Annotated in this window: 17 protein-coding genes; 3 read left to right on the top strand and 14 right to left on the bottom strand. The window is 69.2% G+C overall.

Annotated features, from left to right (window positions below):
- Positions 1-16: 16 nt before the first annotated feature.
- Together DN412_RS20595 and DN412_RS20590 are read right to left on the bottom strand one after the other, a co-directional pair.
- A complete protein-coding gene (locus DN412_RS20595; RefSeq protein WP_115213329.1) occupies positions 17-436 on the bottom strand; it encodes a VOC family protein in 420 nt (139 codons plus the stop codon).
- 4 nt (positions 437-440) lie between these two features.
- Positions 441-791 (bottom strand): GFA family protein, encoded by a 351-nt coding sequence (locus DN412_RS20590; protein WP_078198200.1) that lies wholly within the window; start codon positions 789-791, stop codon positions 441-443.
- Positions 792-971: 180 nt separating this feature from the next.
- Between DN412_RS20590 and DN412_RS20585 the strand changes: the two genes are divergently transcribed.
- On the top strand, positions 972-1,583 hold the full coding sequence (locus tag DN412_RS20585; protein ID WP_115213279.1) for an HD domain-containing protein: 612 nt from the start codon (positions 972-974) through the stop codon (positions 1,581-1,583).
- A gap of 55 nt (positions 1,584-1,638) precedes the next feature.
- On the opposite strand, the gene DN412_RS20580 is transcribed toward DN412_RS20585, so the two are convergent.
- Positions 1,639-5,232: an indolepyruvate ferredoxin oxidoreductase family protein gene (locus DN412_RS20580; RefSeq protein ID WP_115213278.1), complete on the bottom strand. Its 3,594-nt coding sequence runs from the start codon at positions 5,230-5,232 to the stop codon at positions 1,639-1,641.
- A gap of 362 nt (positions 5,233-5,594) precedes the next feature.
- Between DN412_RS20580 and DN412_RS20575 the strand changes: the two genes are divergently transcribed.
- Positions 5,595-6,920 (top strand): NYN domain-containing protein, encoded by a 1,326-nt coding sequence (locus DN412_RS20575; RefSeq protein WP_115213277.1) that lies wholly within the window; start codon positions 5,595-5,597, stop codon positions 6,918-6,920.
- Between the two features lie 82 nt (positions 6,921-7,002).
- Here the strand turns inward: DN412_RS20575 and gspF are convergent, their stop codons facing one another.
- From gspF to gspG, 11 genes are all read right to left on the bottom strand, one after another.
- Positions 7,003-8,220: a type II secretion system inner membrane protein GspF gene (gene gspF / locus DN412_RS20570; RefSeq protein ID WP_115213276.1), complete on the bottom strand. Its 1,218-nt coding sequence runs from the start codon at positions 8,218-8,220 to the stop codon at positions 7,003-7,005.
- A 15-nt stretch (positions 8,221-8,235) separates the two neighbouring features.
- Positions 8,236-9,786 carry a type II secretion system ATPase GspE gene (gene gspE, locus DN412_RS20565; protein ID WP_115213275.1) on the bottom strand — a complete coding sequence of 517 codons (1,551 nt, stop codon included), beginning with the start codon at positions 9,784-9,786 and terminating at the stop codon, positions 8,236-8,238.
- Between the two features lie 8 nt (positions 9,787-9,794).
- Positions 9,795-12,209, bottom strand: a complete 2,415-nt coding sequence (gspD, locus tag DN412_RS20560) for a type II secretion system secretin GspD (protein ID WP_115213274.1) — start codon at positions 12,207-12,209, stop codon at positions 9,795-9,797.
- Positions 12,210-12,243: 34 nt separating this feature from the next.
- Positions 12,244-13,053 (bottom strand): type II secretion system protein N, encoded by an 810-nt coding sequence (gene gspN, locus DN412_RS20555; protein ID WP_115213273.1) that lies wholly within the window; start codon positions 13,051-13,053, stop codon positions 12,244-12,246.
- Positions 13,053-13,670: a type II secretion system protein M gene (locus tag DN412_RS20550; RefSeq protein WP_115213272.1), complete on the bottom strand. Its 618-nt coding sequence runs from the start codon at positions 13,668-13,670 to the stop codon at positions 13,053-13,055. Before DN412_RS20550 ends, gspN begins: the two co-directional genes overlap by 1 nt.
- A gap of 16 nt (positions 13,671-13,686) precedes the next feature.
- Positions 13,687-15,144 carry a type II secretion system protein GspL gene (gene gspL, locus DN412_RS20545; protein WP_115213271.1) on the bottom strand — a complete coding sequence of 486 codons (1,458 nt, stop codon included), beginning with the start codon at positions 15,142-15,144 and terminating at the stop codon, positions 13,687-13,689.
- A gap of 273 nt (positions 15,145-15,417) precedes the next feature.
- Positions 15,418-16,455 carry a type II secretion system minor pseudopilin GspK gene (gene gspK, locus DN412_RS20540; RefSeq protein ID WP_115213270.1) on the bottom strand — a complete coding sequence of 346 codons (1,038 nt, stop codon included), beginning with the start codon at positions 16,453-16,455 and terminating at the stop codon, positions 15,418-15,420.
- A complete protein-coding gene (locus DN412_RS20535) occupies positions 16,452-17,159 on the bottom strand; it encodes a PulJ/GspJ family protein (protein ID WP_115213269.1) in 708 nt (235 codons plus the stop codon). The genes gspK and DN412_RS20535 overlap by 4 nt, the downstream gene beginning before the upstream one ends.
- Positions 17,137-17,547, bottom strand: a complete 411-nt coding sequence (gspI, locus tag DN412_RS20530) for a type II secretion system minor pseudopilin GspI (protein WP_115213268.1) — start codon at positions 17,545-17,547, stop codon at positions 17,137-17,139. Before gspI ends, DN412_RS20535 begins: the two co-directional genes overlap by 23 nt.
- Positions 17,544-18,044 carry a GspH/FimT family pseudopilin gene (locus DN412_RS20525; protein WP_115213267.1) on the bottom strand — a complete coding sequence of 167 codons (501 nt, stop codon included), beginning with the start codon at positions 18,042-18,044 and terminating at the stop codon, positions 17,544-17,546. Before DN412_RS20525 ends, gspI begins: the two co-directional genes overlap by 4 nt.
- 34 nt (positions 18,045-18,078) lie before the next feature.
- Positions 18,079-18,546: a type II secretion system major pseudopilin GspG gene (gene gspG / locus DN412_RS20520; protein WP_115213266.1), complete on the bottom strand. Its 468-nt coding sequence runs from the start codon at positions 18,544-18,546 to the stop codon at positions 18,079-18,081.
- A gap of 217 nt (positions 18,547-18,763) precedes the next feature.
- Here gspG and DN412_RS20515 point away from each other — a divergent pair, with 217 nt between their 5' ends.
- Positions 18,764-19,216, top strand: a complete 453-nt coding sequence (locus DN412_RS20515) for an RrF2 family transcriptional regulator (protein WP_115213265.1) — start codon at positions 18,764-18,766, stop codon at positions 19,214-19,216.
- Positions 19,217-19,218 lie beyond the last annotated feature (2 nt).

Here is a 19,218-nt window from a genome sequence, read left to right as displayed (position 1 = left end):
TACGCCCGCGTGCGCGTTACTGTGCGGTCTCCGGCGCGGGCGGTCCCTTGAGCTCGACCACATTGCCGTCCGGGTCCCGCACATAGAGCGACGGCCCCTTGCCTTCGGCGCCGAAACGCTGCGCCACCTCGCCGGCGTCCACGCCATGCCGCGCCAGCTGCGCCCGCAGCGCGTCGGCATCGAAAGGGTCGATGCGCAGGCAGAAGTGGTCCAGGTTGCGGCCCTCCGCGCCCGGCCCCGCGCCGCCGGCGCGGCCCAGCGGGCCGTCGAGCGCGACCAGGTCGATCAGGCCGCTGCCCGCGCGCAGCTGCGTCAGGCCCAGGTCGGCTTGCTCGCGTTCCACGCTGCAGCCCAGTACGTCGACATAGAAGCGCCGCAGCGCCGCCACGTCGGCGCTGCGCAGCACCAGGTGGTCGATGCCGAGGATGCGGAACATGGCGTCAGTGGTGCAGCCCGTCATAGTCGATGACCTTCAGGCTATCGAGGTCGACATTGTCCAGGCAGCGCACATTGACCGCGGCCATCGGCCTGCCGTCCTTGTCCTGTCCGTCCGCATATGGGCCGCAGCCGCACACCGGGCAGAAGCGGTGTGCGATCTTCATGGTGTTGAAGCGATAGGTGGAGGCATTGCTCTCCGGCGTCTCCAGCTTGAAGGCCGCGCGCGGCACGAACCACATCAGGTGGCCGCGCCGGCGGCAGATCGAGCAGTTGCAGCGGATCACGCTGGGGATGCTGTCGGCCTCCACTTCGAAGGCAACGGCGCCGCAGTGGCAGCTTCCGTGGAACGTCATGTTGTCTCCTTGGGCTTGGGTACCGCTCGGGCGAATTACATCAACGGCTGCTGCGCCGCAATATGCCGGCACATTGTTAGCTTTTTGACAGTGTAGCGCCGCTGCAGGTGCCACAATGCCTGCAAAACACGGCGAGACGACGCGCGGCCATCGCGCACACGCCAACAAAAGGAGACCCGCATGAGAGACATCCACGCGCCCGCACGCGCCACCTTCAGCCATATGGACCACGGCACCCGCGAAGACTGGGCCGCCATCTCCGCCGAGTTCATGCCGTTCGCGCGGGCGCTGCCGGATCGCGTGCTGGCGCACCTGCGGCTGCTGGACGGCGATTGCGGCGGCTTCCCGGTGGACCGGCTCACGCATTCGCTACAGACCGCAACGCTGGCGCACCGCGACGGCCAGGACGAAGAGTACGTGGTCTGCGCGCTGCTGCACGATATCGGCGATACGCTCGGCAGCTTCAACCATCCCGATATCGCCGCCGCCATCCTCAAGCCCTTTGTCAGTGCCGAGAACCTGTGGATGGTGGAAAAGCACGGCGTGTTCCAGGGCTACTACTTCTTCCATCACCTCGGCCTGGACCGCAACCTGCGCGAGCAGTACCGCAGCCAGCCCGAGCTGTTCGAACGCACCGCGGAGTTCTGCCGCAAGTACGACGGCGCCGCGTTCATGACGGACTACGACACGCTGCCGCTGTCTTTCTTCGAACCGATGGTGCGGCGCGTGCTGGCGCAGCCGCGCAACTCGATGTATGTGAAGCCGGGCGAGGCCACGCTGGCGCAGCCCTGAAATCACGACGGCCTCGCTGCATGCACAGCGAGGCCGTCGTGTGGTGCCGTGGCCGTCAGGCCGCGCGCTGCGCCGTCTCCGGATGGCGGAACTGCTCCAGCAGCTTCGCCCAGTGCCCGCGTACCGCCTTCAGGTTGTTTTCCTTCACGTGCCCGAAGCCGCGGATGTCGTCCGGCAGGTTGGCCAGTGCCACCGCGGTGTCGTGATTGGCGGCATTGAGCCCCGCTACCAGCTCATCTAGCAAGGCACGGTACTCGCCGATCAATGCGCGCTCGGTGCGGCGCTCTGCGGTCTTGCCAAAGATGTCGAAGGCACCGCCGCGCAGGCCCTTCATCTTGGCCAGCACGCGGAACAGCTTCATTGTCGACGGACCGAACTTGCGCTTGACCAGGTGGCCCTTGTCGTCGCGCTTCGCGCTCACCGGGGGCGCCAGCCAGAAGTTGAGCTGGTAGTCGCGTCCCGGCTCGCCTTCGAACTGCGCGCGCAGTTTGTCGAGGAAGACCGGGTCGGTGTAGAGCCGCGCCACTTCGTACTCGTCCTTGTACGCCATCAGCCTGGCCAGGTTGCGCGCCGCCGCTTCGGTCAGCGGCAGCGCCTTGCCGCTGCCCGCCAGCGTGCTCTCGGCCGCGCGCACGCGGTCGATGGCTTCGCGGTAGGTGCGCGCGTAGGCGGCGTCCTGGTACGCGGTCAGGTGTTCCATGCGGCGGGCCACCAGCTTCTCGAGCATGGCGCCGGTCGAGGTCGGCAGCTTGACCACTTCGGCGCCTTCGGCGGTGGTCTTCAGCTTGCCGGTCAGCGACAGCACGTGCTCGGGGTCGTGCGCCATGTGGCGGCCCCAGTCGAACGCGGCCTTGTTCTTCTCGACCGCCACGCCGTTCAGTTCGATGGCGCGCTCAAGTGCCTGCAGCGTCAGCGGGATCCAGCCCTTCTGCCAGGCATAGCCCAGCACCAGCGGGTTGGTGTAGATGGCATCGCCCAGCAGCGCCACGGCCAGGCCGCTGGCATTGATGAAGTCGCACTTCTCGCCGACGGCGGTGCGCACGTCCTGCTCGGCCGACAGGCCCGGGAACTGCCACTTCGGGTTCTTGATGAAGTCGGCGGTCGGGGTCTGCGCGGTGTTGACCACGGCGCGGGTGCGGCCGGCCTGGGTCTTGGAGATGACCTCGTCGGTGGCCGACACGATCGCATCGCAGCCGATCACCAGGTCCGCCTCGCCCATGGCGATGCGGGTGGCGTGCAGGTCGTCGGGGCGCGCGGCCAGCTGCACGTGCGACAGCACCGCGCCGCCTTTCTGCGCCAGGCCCGCCATGTCGAGCACGGTGACGCCCTTGTTCTCCAGGTGCGCGGCCATGCCGAGCAGGCCGCCGATGGTGACCACGCCGGTGCCGCCCACGCCGGTCACGAGGATGCCGTAGGCGCGGCGGATCGCCGGCAGCTCCGGCTCAGGCAGCGCTGGCAGGTTGCCCATCGACACGCCATGCTGCTCGGGCTTGCGCACCTGCGCGCCCTCGGCCGTGACAAAGCTGGGGCAGAAGCCGTTCACGCACGAAAAGTCCTTGTTGCATGACGACTGGTTGATCTGCCGCTTGGTGCCGAAATCCGTTTCCAGCGGTTCCACCGACAGGCAGTTCGACTTGACCGAGCAGTCGCCGCAGCCCTCGCACACCGCGTCGTTGATAAAGGCGCGGCGTTGCGGGTCTTCCATAGTGCCGCGCTTGCGGCGGCGGCGCTTCTCGGTGGCGCAGGTCTGGTCGTAGATCAGGATGGTGCAGCCCGGCACCTCGCGCAGTTCGCGCTGCACGCTGTCGAGCTGGTCGCGGTGATGGATGTCGATGCCCTGCGGCAGCTTGATCGCCGCGTTGTACTTCTCCGGCTGGTCGCTGACGATGACGATCTTCTTCGCGCCCTCGCTGTGCACCTGCCAGGCGATGTCCCGCACCGACAGCTCGCCGTCCACCGGCTGGCCGCCGGTCATGGCCACCGCATCGTTGTACAGGATCTTGTAGGTGATGTTGACGTTGGCCGCGATCGACGCGCGGATCGCCAGCAGGCCGGAGTGGAAGTAGGTGCCGTCGCCCAGGTTGGCGAACACATGCTTGTCGCCCGCGAACGGCGCCTGGCCGATCCACGCCACGCCTTCGCCGCCCATCTGGCTGAAGGTGCTGGTGCTGCGGTCCATCCACACCGTCATGTAGTGGCAGCCGATGCCGGCCAGCGCGCGCGAGCCTTCGGGCACGTTGGTCGAGGTGTTGTGCGGGCAGCCGGAGCAGAACCACGGCTTGCGCTCCGCAGTGACGCGCGGCGTGGCCAGCGCCTTCTCCTTGGCTTCGATGATGGCCAGGCGCGCGGTGATGCGCGCGCGCACGTCCATCGGCAGCTCGAACTTGTCCAGGCGCGTGGCGATGGCCTTGGCGATGATCGCCGGCGACAGCTCATAGTGCGCCGGCAGCAGCCAGTTGCTTTGCGGGATCGACCATTCGCCGCCCGCATTGTCCTTCTCGTCGAACTTGCCGTAGACCCTGGGGCGCACGTCGTCGCGCCAGTTGTACAGCTCTTCCTTGAGCGCGTACTCCATGATCTGGCGCTTCTCTTCCACCACCAGGATTTCCTGCAGGCCTTCGGCAAAGGCGCGCGCGCCCTGTGCCTCGAGCGGCCACACGCAGCCCACCTTGTACAGCCGGATGCCGATCTGCGCGCAGGTGGCATCGTCCAGGCCCAGGTCGGCCAGTGCCTGGCGCGTGTCCAGGTAGGCCTTGCCGCCGGTCATGATGCCGAAGCGCGCGTGCGGCGAATCGATCTCGATGCGGTCGATCTTGTTGGCGCGCACATAGGCCAGGCCGGCGTACCACTTGTAGTCGAGCAGGCGCGCTTCCTGTTCCAGCGGCGGGTCCGGCCAGCGGATGTTCAGGCCGCCCGGCGGCATGATGAAGTCGCCCGGCAGCGCGATCTCAACGCGGTGCGGGTCCAGCTCCACCGAGGCCGACGATTCCACCACGTCGGTCACGCACTTCATCGCCACCCATAGCCCGGAGTAGCGGCTCATGGCCCAGCCGTGCAGGCCGTAGTCCAGGTATTCCTGCACGTTGGACGGATACAGCACCGGCAGGCCGCAGGCCTTGAAGATATGCTCGGACTGGTGCGCCAGGGTCGAGGACTTGGCCGAATGGTCGTCGCCGGCCAGCACCAGCACGCCGCCGTGCCTGGAGGAGCCCGCCGAGTTTGCGTGCTTGAACACGTCGCCGGTGCGGTCTACGCCCGGACCCTTGCCGTACCACATGCCGAAGACACCGTCGAACTTCGCGTCCGGGTACATGTTGACCTGCTGCGAGCCCCACACCGAGGTCGCGGCCAGGTCTTCGTTCAGGCCGGCCTGGAACACGATATTGTGCGCGGCGAGGTGCTTCTTGGCTTTCCACAGCGACAGGTCCAGCGCGCCCAGCGGCGAGCCCCGGTAGCCGGAGATAAAGCCGGCGGTGTTCAGCCCGGCAGTACGGTCGCGTTCCTGCTGCAGCATCGGCAGGCGTACCAGGGCCTGCGTGCCGCTGATATAGATGCGGCCACGCTCCAGCGTGTATTTGTCTTCGAGGGAAACGTTTTCGAGCGCGCGGCGGATGGCGTCGCTGACCGGGGAGGTCAGGGGGGCATTCATAGGTGCTCCTCTATGGGCGTGCTGTCGGGATCACCGACACCTACAGTTGTGGGCAACCGCCTCGTGGCCTCTTGTGAAGGCGCCGGACGGTTGTGTCTCTGCGCGGCATGGTAGCACCGCCACTGGTGTGGCGGTACCTTGCAATGCAGCACAAAGCGTGCCCGTTGCGCCCGTGATTTCCCGTATGGACAGGGGTTCGCGTGTACACTGCGTTGCATCGAGATTGCCGGCGTGTGTACCCCGGCGGTCTGCGATGGGCCACATTCCGGCCACCTTTGCCGCGCCAGCCTGGTGCAACCCGTATTCCGATTGCGCGTCCCGATGAGATAAAGCGAGACGGGCAAACCAGTGACCACCTGAACATGACCAATTCCCCCCGCCAGGGCACCGCGACCCTGGCCGTGCTGATCGACGCCGACAACGCGGCGCCCGCCATCGTCGAAGGCCTGCTGGCCGAGGTCGCCAAGTACGGCGTTGCCGCCGTCAAGCGCATCTACGGAGACTGGACCCGGCCCAACCTGGCCGGCTGGAAGGAGCGCCTGCTGTCGCACTCGATCCAGCCGATCCAGCAGTTCCGCTACACCGTGGGCAAGAACGCCACCGATAGCGCCATGATCATCGACGCCATGGACCTGCTGTACACCGGGCGCTTTGACGGCTTCTGCATCGTCTCCAGCGACAGCGACTTCACCCGCCTGGCCTCGCGCATCCGCGAGCAGGGCCTGACCGTGTACGGCTTTGGCGAGCGCAAGACGCCCAAGCCCTTTGTCACCGCCTGCGACAAGTTCATCTACTCCGACGTGCTGCGCGCGGATGCGGATTCGGAAGGTGCCGAAGGGGCTGACGGGGCCGCCGCCCCCACGCGCAAGCGCAGCACCGGCGAACTGCGCCAGGACTCGCGCCTGGTGCGCCTGCTGCAGAACGCGGCGCAGGCCGTGTCGGACGAAGACGGCTGGCTCACGCTGGGCAGCATGGGCAACCACATTGCCAAGCAGGCGCCGGAATTCGACTCGCGCAACTACGGCTACGGCAAGCTTTCTGAGCTGGTGCTGTCCACCGGCCTGTTCGAGGTCGAGACCCGCAACGGCGGCAACAACAAGACCATCTGGGTGCGGCTGAAGAAGCGCGCCAAGGGCGGAGGCGAAGGGGATGGCCGGGGCCAGCAGCCGCAGCAGCAACAGCAGTCGCAACAGCAGTCGCAACAGCAGTCGCAACAGCAGTCGCAACAGCAGTCGCAACAGCAGGCGCCGCGCCCGGCGCAGCCTGAAGCGCGCCGCCAGCCGGCACCGGCGCCCGTGCCTGCGGATCCGCCTGCGCCTGTCGTCTTGCAGCCGGAGGCGGCACCTGAACCGGCGCCAGTTCGCGAACCCGTGGCCGAGCTGGCGGTTTTCGCCGCCGATGTCGTCGAGTCGGAGCCGGCTGCCGAGCCAGTGGTCGAAGCTGCGCCGCAGGCCGAACCCAAGGGCCGCCCCGCGCGCAAGCGTGCCACGCGCCGCCCCGACGTGACGCTGAGCGAAACGCCGTGGCCGATCGACCAGTCGATTTTCGCCGCGCCCGGCACTACCGTGCTGACGGCACAGGTCGAAGCCGAACACGAGCGGCAGCCCGAGCCGGCAGCCGCCGAAGCCGCGCCGGCGCCCGCACCGGCCCGGAAGACGCGCAAGCGCCCGAGCAAGAAGGCGGAGTGAGCTGGCGGGCCGGCCTGATTCCGGCCGCATGCGCCAAAAAGAAAACGCCGGCATTGCCGGCGTTTTCTTTTTGGCGCAGCCCTTACCGCACCAGCTGATTGATCTCGATAATCGGCATCAGCACCGCCAGCACGATCAGCAGCACCACCACCCCCATGGTCAGGATCAGCAGCGGCTCCAGCAGGCTGGTCAGGAACAGCGTGCGGCGTTCCAGTTCCTGCGCTTCGCTCTCGGCGGCGCGGTCGAGCATGATCGGCAGGTTGCCGGTGGCTTCGCCCGAGCGGATCAGGTGCACCAGCACCGGCGGGAACTGGTTCTGCGCCGCCAGCGCGCGCGCCAGCGAGGCGCCTTCGCGCACGCGCGTGTTGGCGTCTTCCACATTGGCGCGCAGCGCCTCGTTGGTCAGGGTCTCGCCCGCGGCCTGCAGGCTGCGCAGGATCGGCACGCCCGCCGACACCAGGATCGCCAGCGTGCCGGCGAAGCGCGCGGTGTTGTAGCCGCGCACCAGCTTGCCCAGCAGCGGCGCGGTCAGCAGCCAGCGGTGCCATTCGAGCCGCACCGCGGGCTGGCGCAGCAGCCGGCGGATGCCGAATGCGACCACCACGATTACGGCCAGCGCGGCCCACCACCAGTTGCGCACGAAGTCCGACAGCCACAGCATGACGATGGTCAGTGTCGGCAGCTTCTGTTTGGTATTGGCGAACACGCTCACCACCTGCGGCACCACGTACGACAGCAGGAAGATCACGATCGCGAACGCCACCACGGTGACGATGGCCGGGTAGGTAAAGGCCAGCCGGATCTTCGAGGTCAGCGTGTTGCGCGATTCGATATAGCCCGCCAGCCGCTCCAGCACCAGCCCCAGGTGGCCGGAATGCTCGCCGGCCGAAACCAGCGCGCGGTAGATGTCGGGGAAGTCGCGTGGATGCTGCGCCAGCGCCACTGACAGCGAGCTGCCGCCCATGACTTCGGCGCGGATGCCGGCCAGCAGTTCATGCACATAGGCGCGCTCGGCCTGGTCGGCCAGTGCCCCCAGCGCCTCGTCCAGCGGCAGGCCGGCCACGATCAGGCTGGCCAGCTGGCGCGTGAACAGCGCCTGCTCCTGCGTCGACAGCTTGCGCGCGAACAACAGGCTGCCGCGGCGCGGGGCCAGGCCGGCGCCGGCCAGCGGGTCGACAGTCAGCGGCGTCAGCCCGCGCGCGCGCAGTTGCGTGCGCGCCTGGCGCGGGCTGTCGGCCTCGATCACGCCGCGGTCGGTCTTGCCGGCGGCGTCGGCGGCTTCGTAGCGGAAAGCTGGCATCGGGGCGGCTCCGCCTTAGTCGCCTGTCACGCGCAGCACTTCCTCGAGCGAAGTCGCGCCGCTGTCGACCCAGCGCTGCGCGTCGCCGCGCATGGTGTGCATGCCGTGCGCCAGCGCCACCTGCTTGATCTCTGACTCCGGCGCCTGCCGGTGGATCATGGTGCGGATCTCGTCATCGACCGTCAGCAGCTCATACACGCCCATGCGGCCCTGGTAGCCCGACTGGCCGCACCGGTCGCAGCCCACCGGATGCCACACCTTTTGCAGCGGCTTGCCCTGCGCGAGCAGCACGTCGGCCTCGGCGGGCGTGACCTCGATCACTTCCTCGCGCTTGCAGTGCGGGCACAGGCGCCGTACCAGCCGCTGCGCCAGCACGCCCAGCAGCGACGACGACAACAGGAACGGCTCGATCCCCATGTCGACCAGCCGCGTCACCGCCGAGGCCGAGTCGTTGGTGTGCAGCGTGGCCAGCACCAGGTGGCCGGTCAGCGAAGCCTGCACCGCGATCTGCGCGGTTTCCAGGTCGCGGATTTCGCCGATCATGACCACGTCCGGGTCCTGGCGCAGGATTGCGCGCAAGGCCTTGCCAAAGGTCATGTCAATGCGCGGGTTGACCTGGGTCTGGCCGATGCCGTCCAGGTCGTATTCGATCGGGTCTTCCACCGTCATGATGTTGGTGGCGCGCGCATCCAGCCGCGACAGCGCGGCATACAGCGTGGTGGTCTTGCCCGAGCCGGTCGGCCCGGTCACCAGCACGATGCCGTGCGGCTGGCGGATCAGGTGGTCGAAGCCGCGCAGCGTGCCGGGCGCCATGCCCAGCTTGGCCAGGTCCAGGCGGCCGGCTTCCTTGTCCAGCAAACGCAGCACCGCGCGCTCGCCGTGGCCGGTGGGCAGGGTCGAGACGCGCACGTCCACTGGACGCCCGCCCACGCGCAGCGTGATGCGGCCATCCTGCGGCAGGCGTTTCTCGGCAATGTCGAGCTGCGCCATGATCTTGATGCGCGAGATCAACGCGCCGTGCAGCGCTTTCTTGGGCCGCACCACGTCGCGCAGCGTGCCGTCCACGCGGAAGCGCACCACCGACGACGATTCGAACGGCTCGATATGGATGTCCGATGCGCCTTCGCGCGCCGCCTGCGTCAGCAGCGCATTGATCATGCGGATGATCGGCGCGTCGTCCTCGGATTCCAGCAGGTCTTCCACTGCCGGGATGTCCTGCATCAGGCGCGACAGGTCGACCTCGCCCTCGACTTCGCCGACCACCTGCGCGGCGCTGCCGTCCTGGCGGTGGTAGGCGTCGGACATGGCGCGCTCCAGCGCCTCGGGCTCCAGCACGCGCAAGCGCAGCGCGCCGTGCACGCGCGCCACTTCGGCCAGGGCCGTCGGCGAGGTGGCGCGGCTCACCCACACTTCCAGCCCGTCGGGGCGCTGGTGCGCGATCAGCAGCGGCGCCTCGCGCGCAAAGCCGTACGAGACCATCCGCGCCGCCATCGGCGAGGGCGGCTCCAGAGTCTCGGCCTGCGCATTGGCGCCGGCGGGGAGGGCAGTTTGGACTTCGCTGGCCATGTCGGGGCTCAGTTTGGGAGCGCGGATTCACCGCGCTGGTTGAACGGCTGCGGCGCTTGCTGAGGTACCTGCTGCGGGACCTGCTGCTCGGGCTGTGGCTGGCCCGGCACGCCCGGCTGCGGCGCACTCTGCGGCAGGGGCAGCGGGGTGGCAACCGGGCCGTTCGAACGCGGATCGACGAACGGCGTGGTCGGCGCGTCGGCCGGTGGCAGCAACGGCGTATTCGTATCCCGCACCATGATGTTAGGCGATACAAACTCCTGCTGCTGCGCGCGCATATAGTCGTAGCGGTCCTGCGTCAGACGGTCGGCGGCGCTGGCAGTGCGCATCACATAGGGGCGCAGGAACACCAGCAGGTTGGTCTTGGAGCGGTTCTTGTTCTCGTAGCGGAACAGGCCGCCGATCCATGGGATATCGCCCAGCAGCGGCACCTTCTGCACGCCGTCGCCATACGAGTCCTCGATCAGGCCCCCCAGCACGATGATCTGGCCGTCGTCGACCAGCACGTTGGTCTCGATCGAGCGCACGTTGGTGGTCGGGCCCTGGATCAGGTTGGCGGTCGACTGCACCACCGATGACGATTCCTGGAAGATCTGCATCTTCACCAGGCCGCCGTCGGTGATCTGCGGCTTCACGCGCAGCGTGATGCCCACGTCCTTGCGGTCGAAGGTCTGGAACGGCGTGACCGAGGCAGCGGCCCCGGTCTGGGCATAGGAGCCGGTGGTGATCGGGATGTTCTGGCCGATCAGGATCTTGGCTTCCTCGTTTTCCAGAGTGATCAGGTTCGGCGTGGACAGCAGGTTGACGCTGCCGTTGGTGCCCAGCGCGCGCAGCAGCGCGCCCAGGCCCAGCGCCTTGTTGACGACGCCCAGGTTCAGGCCGCCCACGTCCTGCACCAGCTGCTGCGCCGCGGCGATGCCGGCGGTGTGGTTGCTGTTGTACAGCGCCCCGGCCAGCGACAGGTTCAGGATGTTCTGCCCGCCGGTGCCGAAGTTGGTGCCGGCAAAGACGTTGGTGTTGCCGCCCGGGGAGCTGATCAGGCCTTGCCACTGGATGCCGAGCTGGCTCGCCTGGGTGGCCGTGACCTCAACGATCATCGACTCGATATAGACCTGCGCGCGGCGCGCGTCGAGATCGTCGATCACGCCGCGCAGGTTGCGGTAGACCGGCTCGCTGGCGGTGATGATCAGCGAATTGGTGGAGGCATCGGCCTGGATGATGCCGCCGGTGGCCGGCTGGGTATTGGTGCCGAACGATGCGGCGAAGGCCGAATTGCCATAGGCCCCGCCCGAGCCGCTGCTGCCGGCGCCGCCGCGCGTGCTGGTCTGGGTGGCGGTGGCGCCGCCGGTGAACTGCCCGCCCGCGGGCGTCGAGACATTGGTCAGGCCCGCCGCGCCGCCAATGCCGCCGGCCTGCCCGCCAGGCTGGGTGGCGCTGGCAAAGCTGCTGTCGGCGGCGACGATGGCGCGCAGCGTGGCCGCCAGCTTGACCGCATCGGCATTTTTCAGCGGCACTACCCAGATATTGCCCGGACGTGCATAGGGCTGGTCGAGCTTCTCGATCAGCAGGCGTGCCTGCTGCAGGCGCGCGCGGCTGGTGGCGCGGATCATCAGCGCATTGCTGCGCGGCTCCGCCACCACCGAGGTGCGCAGGCTGGCGTCCACGCCCGGCGCGCCGCCGCCGGCCGCGCCTGCGGCGCCGGGGTCGAGCAGCTTCTGCAGCACCGCCGCGGTATCGCTGGCCAGGGCGTGTTTGAGCGGCACCAGCTCGACCTCGCCGGCGGCCGGCGCATCGACCGCGGCGATGATGCGCGCGATGCGGCGCAGGTTGTCGGCGTAGTCGGTGATGACCAGCGTGTTGTTGGCCGGGTAGGCGGTGATGGTGTTGTTGGGCGCGATCATCGGCCGCAGCACCGGCACCAGGTTGTTGGCCGATTCATAGTTCAGCCGGAACACCTGCGTCACCACCTGGTCGCCGCGGCTGGGGCTGCCGCCGATCACGGTGGGCGAGCCCTGCAGCTTGGCATCGGCTTCGGGCACGACCTTGGTGAAGCCATTGCTCTCGACCATGGCATAGCCCTGCATGCGCAGCACCGACCCCAGCGTCTGCAGCGCCTGCGCGCGCGATACCGGCTGCTCGGTGACCAGGTTGACCGTGCCCTTCACGCGCGGGTCGATCACGAAGTTCTTGCCGGTGGCCTGGCCGACCGCCTTGATCACCGAGTCGAGATCGGCGTTGACGAAGTTCAGCACCACCTGGTCGCGGTTGGCCGGCGTCACGTCCGGCGGCGCCGGCGGCGTGCCGGTGCGCGCCCCGGGCTGGGCCCACAGGGGCGCGGGCGCCAGCAGGGAGAGCCCGCACAGCAGGACCACGGCGCGGGCGCAGGCGGTCTGGAAAACAGGTCGGGTGGCGTGGGTTTTCATAGTCATTTCCGAGGGCTGCCGGCTCTGCGTGGCATCAGAACTGCAGCCTAGTCACATTGTTGTCTCGTCGTCCCAGCAGGCTCAGCAGGCTGGTCAGCTGCGTGGCCGCTTCAGGCTCCGCGTGCGCCGTGCCTTCGAAGCGGGCCTGCCGCCCGAGCGTGCCGCTGCCCTCCAGGTGCAGCGGGCCCGCGATGGTGCTCAGTTGCAGCTTGCCGCCGCCTTCGCCGGTCCAGTCGATTTCCGCGCGATAGCTGCCCAGCGGGCGCAGCCGGCTGACCGCGGCCGACACCTGCTCGATGCGCAGCGTCATATGGCCGCTCATGCCCTTGCCCGAAAAACGTCCCTGCAGCGTGGACCAGTCCACGCGCATCAGCCCGTCCGGGCGCAGGGTGTTGAACGGCGCGCCAACGCCTTCCAGCAGCGACGCGGGCAGCCGGATGGCGCCGGACTGTGCGGTCCAGCCCAGCGGCGTCGCGGTGACGGCCACCGGCGCGGCCATGGCCTCGGAGTGGCTCAGCACCACCTGTGCGCGGCCAGTCAGGAGCGGCCAGAATGCCAGCGTCCATTGCAGCCGGCCGGGCAGCACGGTGGCGGTCTGGCTGCCGGCGCCGGCCGACAGTGCCAGCGTGGCGCTGCCATGCCACAGCGAGCCGCTGGCATCGGCCAGCAGTACCCGCCCCTGCGTCTGCGCGGCCACGCGCGCGGCGATCCATGTCGCCGGCAGCATCGCCACCGTGGTCACCGCGGCGGTCGCCAGGCCCAGGCCGAGCCAGCGCAGGCGCCGCCACGTGGCCGGCTGGCGCAGCGCGCGGCGTGGCAGGCGCAGGGTTTCCAGCCGTACCATCAACTGCGTCCGCCCGGACCCTGCAGGGTCGCGGTGACGTTCACCAGCGCCGTGGCGCCGACATAGACGATGCGGGCATCGACCACCTTCAGGCGCTGCTGCTGGCGCATGTCCTGCAGCCAGCTGCTGACCGCGCCGAAGGGTACCTTGTCCAGCTGCACCTGCACGTTGTTGTCGGCGCCGGCGGCCAGCCGCGTGGCCTTCAGGCCGTACTGGCCCAGGCTATCCTGCAGCGCCTGCGTCAGCGCGTCGCCGCGCAGGGACGACGCGGGCGTGGCCTTCATGCCGCGGGCTTCCTGCGCCAGCGTTTCCATTTCGGCCAGGTCGGCACGCAGCTTGGGCAGGTTGCGCGCGACCCGCTCGCGGCCGTCGGCCGCCGGCTCCCACAGCAGCAGGTAGCCGATCACCAGCACCAGCACCGCGCCGCCGCCGGCCAGGATGGCCTGCTCGCGCGGATTGCGCGCCGACCAGAAGGCGTTGAAGCGTTCCTGCCACGCCGGCGGCACGGACGGGCGCATCCGCGCCAGGCGTGCGCGCAGCGCGGAGGCGCCCGGGGTCGCGCCCGGCCGGCTGGCGCGTGGCGTCTGGCTGCGGGCAGAGTCTTTCAATGGGTTCATATTGCTCGTGCGCCGGTTACAGGCCGGGCTTGATGGTCCAGCGCGAGCCGGGTGTCACCGGCGTGCCGGCACTGATGCCAGTGCTGCCCGACGCATTGCCGGCCTTGTCTTCTTCCATCTGCAGCCCTGCCTGGCGCGCCGCATTGCGCAGGCCGGCCGTGTCCGTGCCGGGCTTGAGCGTCACCACCAGCACGCGGCTGCGGTACTCCAGCGCCTGCAGCGCGTCGGGCGGCAGCCGGCGCGCGGCCTGGGCGAAGCGGTCGGCCAGCGGCAGGAAGTCTTCGGGGGTGCTGCGGCCGCTGGCGATGCGCAGCTGCTCGACCTGCCGGCGCATCTGCAGCGGTGCATCGAGCACCGTCTGGATCTGCGGGAAGGCGCTGTGCAGCGTCTGCAGCTGCGCGGCTTCCAGCCGCTGCTGCTCGTTGCGCAGCAGCAGCCAGTGCGTGTTCATGCCGATGATCTGGACCAGCACGATGCCGGCCAGCAGCGCCAGCGGCAGGCGCCACGCCACCAGGTTCCAGCGGTCGGCGCGGCCCTGCGCGAACTCAAATTGCGCCAGGTCCAGCGCCGGCTCGCGCAGGCAGTCCTGTGCGCCGTCGATCCACAGCCGCCAGCCGGCGCGGGTGGCCTGGCGCAGGCCGGGCACCGGCGCCATCGCGGCGGCGTCGGCATCGGCATACCAGGTGCCGTCGGGCGCGAGTGCCTGCCAGGCGGCCAGGGCGTCGTCGCCCAGCAGCAGGCCGTAGCCAGCGTGCGCACTGGTGCGCACGGTCAGCTGCCACTGGCGGGCCTTGGCGGCCGCCGCGGTGTCCAGCAACTCGCCGCCCGATTCCGCGCCCAGGGCGTCGCTTTGGGCCAGCGCACTGGCGGCGGCTTCGACCACCAGCGTGGCCGGCTGGACCGGTGCCGGTACGTCGTCAGCCGGCGCAAGCGTCGGCTCGGCGCCGGCTTCTTCTTCGGGGAGCGCGGCCAGCGGCACGCACAACTGCGCGGCCAGCACATGGCGGCGGCGATGCTGGTGTTCGGCGAAGGCATCCAGCACTGCGCGCAGCCAGGCGCGGTCGGCCACCATCAGCAAGCGCTGGCGGGGCCCGCGCGGTCCACGGGCGGGGGTGCTGCCGTCGAGCGCGGGGCCAATGCCGATATGGCATGGCTGGGCATCGGTGGCGAGCGCATCCTCGACCAGGTTGGGCAGCGCCTGTTTCAAACGCGCGGGCGGCAGCGGCGGCACGCTGGCGCTGGTCAGCAGTACGTCGCTGGCGGCCAGGATCAGCACCAGGCGCTCGGCTGCCGGCAGGTCGGCGATGCGGGCGTGGCCTTCTCGCAACACTTCCGGCGCAGCACGAGCCTGGCCGCGCCGTGCAGGGTCGGCCAGGGCCGTGCGCACCAGCGCAAACGGCAGGGCCCCAAACTGCCACGGTTGCGGCTGGTCATGCGGCCGGTGCGGCAGGCGGACGTACAGGGTGGTGCTCAAGATGTCCTTGCTCAGGCTTCAGTAGAACGGCTCGATAAGGCGCATGGCCCATGGGAGTTGCGCCCCGGATCGCCCCCGCGGCAGGCAACTTGCCGGGGTGCGCGGATGCCGGCGGGCGGCCTGGGAGGCCGTACGGCGGCGGATGGGCTGGTGCCACGCTCGCGCCAGCGCCGCAGCATACCTTGCCTGCGTGACATAACCGCGTCAATACCATTCTCCCCGGCTGCCCGGACCTGCGGTTTTCATATGTGCGCCAGGCCGCGTAGTCATCGTTCAGCGCAGGTCCGGCAGCCGGTCCGCGTCCTGGATCCAGACCACGCGGGTGGTGTTGGCCGCACCAAGCGGTTCGCCGCGGAAGATCAGCGACACCTGCAGCCGGCTGGCGCGCTCATGCCGCACCAGCCCGTAGACCAGGAAGTAATGCGAACGCACATCGAACAGGTTGCCGAGGTTGGCCGAGCTGGCCTGCGGCGCCACCGCGGCCAACTGCGTCTGCAGGTTGCCGATGTTGTTGAAGTAGGCGCGGTCGCGCTGGCGCACCAGCTCGCGCGCGCGCTCCAGCGGCAGCTTGTCGATCACGGCCGCCAGCACTTCCGCGTCGGCGGTGTTGGCGTTGACCAGCGTGCGCTCGGGCAGCACGATGACAAAGGGCTCGAGCACGGCCACCATTTCGGGAGTGTAGCCGGGCAGCGCCAGCAGGCCCTGCACGCTGTCGAGCGGGCGCGGCGCGGGCCGGCCGGACGAATCTGCGCCCTGCGCGGCCTGCAGCATAAAGCGCGCAGTGGTCTCGGCCAGCGACGGGTTCAGGCCCACGGTCTGCAGCAGGCGGCCGTAGGCGGCTTGTGCCGTCTGGTCGATGGTTGCCACGCGCCCGACCTGGCCGCTGTCGCCGCTGATGGCGGACCACGTCACCAGGTTGGCGAGGTTCAGGCGCGCCTGCGCATCCAGGATGCGCCCCGACAGGAACGAGGTCTCGCCCGCGACGTCAGTGCGCAGCGACGCGCCCAAAAAGTCCGACAGCCGGGTCTCGGCGATCGGCACCGCCCACGGCTCGCCCAGCTCATCGACATTGGTGCGGCGCTGGTCGTCGCGCAGGATCAGCCGCGCCCAGTCCACCGCGGCGCGCTCGATCCAGGTGGCCTGTGCCTGCAGGCGCTGGTTCTCGATCGCCCGGATCTGTACCTGCTGCCGCCACAGCATGCCGGACACCACCACCACCGCCAGCGTCACCATTAGCAGTGCGGTGACCACGGCCGCGCCGCGCTGGCGGCGCAAGGGCAGGGGACGGGGTTGGCGGCAGGCGTGCGTCATAGCCCGGTCACGCAGATCTTCTGGAACTGCCGCGGCGCGTCGCCGTCGCCCATGCGGGCGAAGATGGTCAGCTCCACCGCGCGCACCGCGGTATTGGGCAGCGCCGCGCCGGCGGCCGAAGCCGCTACCGCGCTGGCGGCATTGCCGCTGAACAGCGCGTTGCGGATGCGGTTGCTGTCGATCTGCCAGCCGCCGGGCTCCACCCAGGCGCGCGCGCTCATGCTATCGACGTCGGCCAGCACGCGCCGTACCTGCGCGCCGTTGCCCCCGCCCTGGCGCAGCGCCAGCAGCGACGACTGCAGCGCCGCGCGGCTGTCCACCGGCGGCGCGGCCACGCGTACCAGCGTGTTGCCGTCGAGCTGGTACGACAGCGCCTGCCACGTTGGCGGCTGGCCTTCGTCGCGGCGGTCGCGCACCAGCAGCACGCGGTTCTGGCCGATCTCGACCGGGCTGGCCTGCAGCAGCGCGGGGCTGGCCAGGTGCTCGCAATCGGCCTGCAGCTGACCGTAGAGGACCTTCAGCGCATCCAGGCGCAAGTCGTGGTCGGTCAGCCGTTCGCGGCTGCGCGTCAGGCTGTCCAGCGCGCGCCAGCCGATCACGGCCATCACCGCCAGCAGGGTGATGGCGACCAGCATCTCCAGCAGCGTGAAGCCGCCGGCGAATTTGCGCCCGCGCCGGCGCTCAGAGCACGTTGCGGGTTTCATTGGGGACGATGGTGACCAGCCACGCCAGCCGCACGGACTTGTCGGTGGCGGAGGGATAGACCGCGATCTCGACGCGGCGGAAGACCGGGTTGGGCGTGGCCGACACGGATTGCTCGCAGTACAGCGGCGTGCCGCCCTGTGGGCAGGTATAGCCGCTGACGCCGGGCTCGGGCCAGGTTTTGGCCAGGCGCAGCGAGGCCAGGTGGTTCTCGGCGCTCCATTCGGCTAGCATGCGGGTCTGCAGCGACGCGCTGGCATCGACCATCGAGCTCATCGCACGCATCGCCGCGGTCAGCGCCACGGCCAGGATGGTCAGCGCCACCAGCACTTCGATCAGCGTGAAGCCGCGTGCGCGCCGGTGTCCGGGAAGAAGAGCGCGGCGCGTCATGGCGTGCTGGCGAAATAGCGGCCGCTGCCGTCGCCGGCAACGTCCACGCGGATATCGCCGCGCACCAGCACCAGCCGCTGCGGGGCATCGATCAGCTCGCGCCCGAAGATAAGCCGGGGCGGACTATTGGTGCCAGTGGCGCGCCCGCCTTCGGCGACGATGACCTGGTCCAGCGCCAGGCGCCAGTGGCCGGGGGCAAACACGTCGGTGCGCATGGGGATCCAGCCGTTGGGGCTCGACTCCAGGAAACGCCAGCCGCTGGCGTCGCCCTCCCACGCGATCGGGCGGGCGCCCAGCTGCGCCTCTTCCTGCGCCAGCTCAAACAGTCGCGCGATGCGCTGGCCGTCGTCGAGCACGCGGCCGCGCTCATTGGGCGACGCGTTGACAGCGACCAGCGAGATCACGATGCCGGCGATCACCATGACCACCAGCAGCTCGAGCAGCGTGAAGCCGCTGCGCCGCTGGCGGGGCGCGCGGCGGTGCGGCACCGTGGTCATGATGGATGCGGCAAGGGTGGCGGCGGGGCTGGGCTTATTCCCAGTTGCCGATATCGGCGTCGTTGCCGGTGCCGCCGGCCTGGCCGTCGGCACCGAAACTGAACACGTCGATCTCGCCGCGCACACCGGGGTTCAGGTACTGGTACGGGTGGCCCCAGGGATCCTTGGGCAGTTTTTCCAGGTAGCCGCCGCCCTTCCAGTTGTTGGGCACCGGCTCGGTGGTGGGCTTGACCACCAGCGCGCCCAGGCCCTGCTCGGTGGTCGGGTAGCGGCTGTTGTCGAGGCGGTACAGCTTGAGCGCCTGCATGATCGACGAGATGTCCTGGCGCGCGGCCACGATGCGGGCCTCGTCCGGGCGGCTCATGATCTTGGGCACCACCAGTGCCGCCAGCACGCCGAGGATCACGATCACGACCATGATTTCGATCAGGGTGAACCCGCGCGCGCGGCGGGTGCGTTCGGAACGGGCGGGGCGGGCAAACTGGGTAGTGAATCTGCGCATTGTTGGTGGACCTCTTTGCTGGAATGGCGGGACCCGCGCCAGGGGGCTGGCGGGGCCGGGTTCGCCAATCAGTATAACCGGCGCCTTATGACTCTTTTATGGGCGCGCCCGCCGGGACATGCCGAAAGTCTGATCCGAATCACAAAGCGCGCGGGCGTCATTCGGCCCGGAAAATAAACTTGCATCCTGAATGCATCTTTTTTAAGATGACGCCACGATGCAACTGACCCGCTTCTCCGATTATGCGCTGCGCCTGCTGATGTACGTCGCCCGTGGCGACGGCAGCCGGCCGATCACGATTGCCGAGGTGGGCCAGCAGTTCGAGATCTCGCACAACCACCTGGTCAAGGTGGCGGCGCGGCTGTCGAGGCTGGGCTGGATCAGCGCCACGCGCGGCCGCCACGGTGGCCTGCAGCTGGGCCCCGGCGCCGAGCGGCTGACCATTGGCACCATCCTGCGCGAGCTGGAAGGGCACAAGGGGGTGATCGACTGCGACAACCCGCCCTGTGCGCTGAACGGCAACTGCCGCCTGAAGCGCGCGCTGGACGTGGCCGAGCAGGCTTTCTACCGCGCGCTGGACGACGTCACGCTGGCCGATGTCACCGGCAGCCAGACGGCCGAGTCGATCATCCGCCTGCATCGTGATTTCCTGAACCGGCGTACGGCCTGAGC

The organism is Cupriavidus lacunae, assembly GCF_003353055.1.
In the GTDB taxonomy this organism is placed as follows: Bacteria; Pseudomonadota; Gammaproteobacteria; order Burkholderiales; family Burkholderiaceae; genus Cupriavidus; species Cupriavidus lacunae.
The sequence above is the reverse complement of the archived record's forward strand: the minus strand, read 5'-3'. Positions and strand labels throughout refer to the sequence as shown.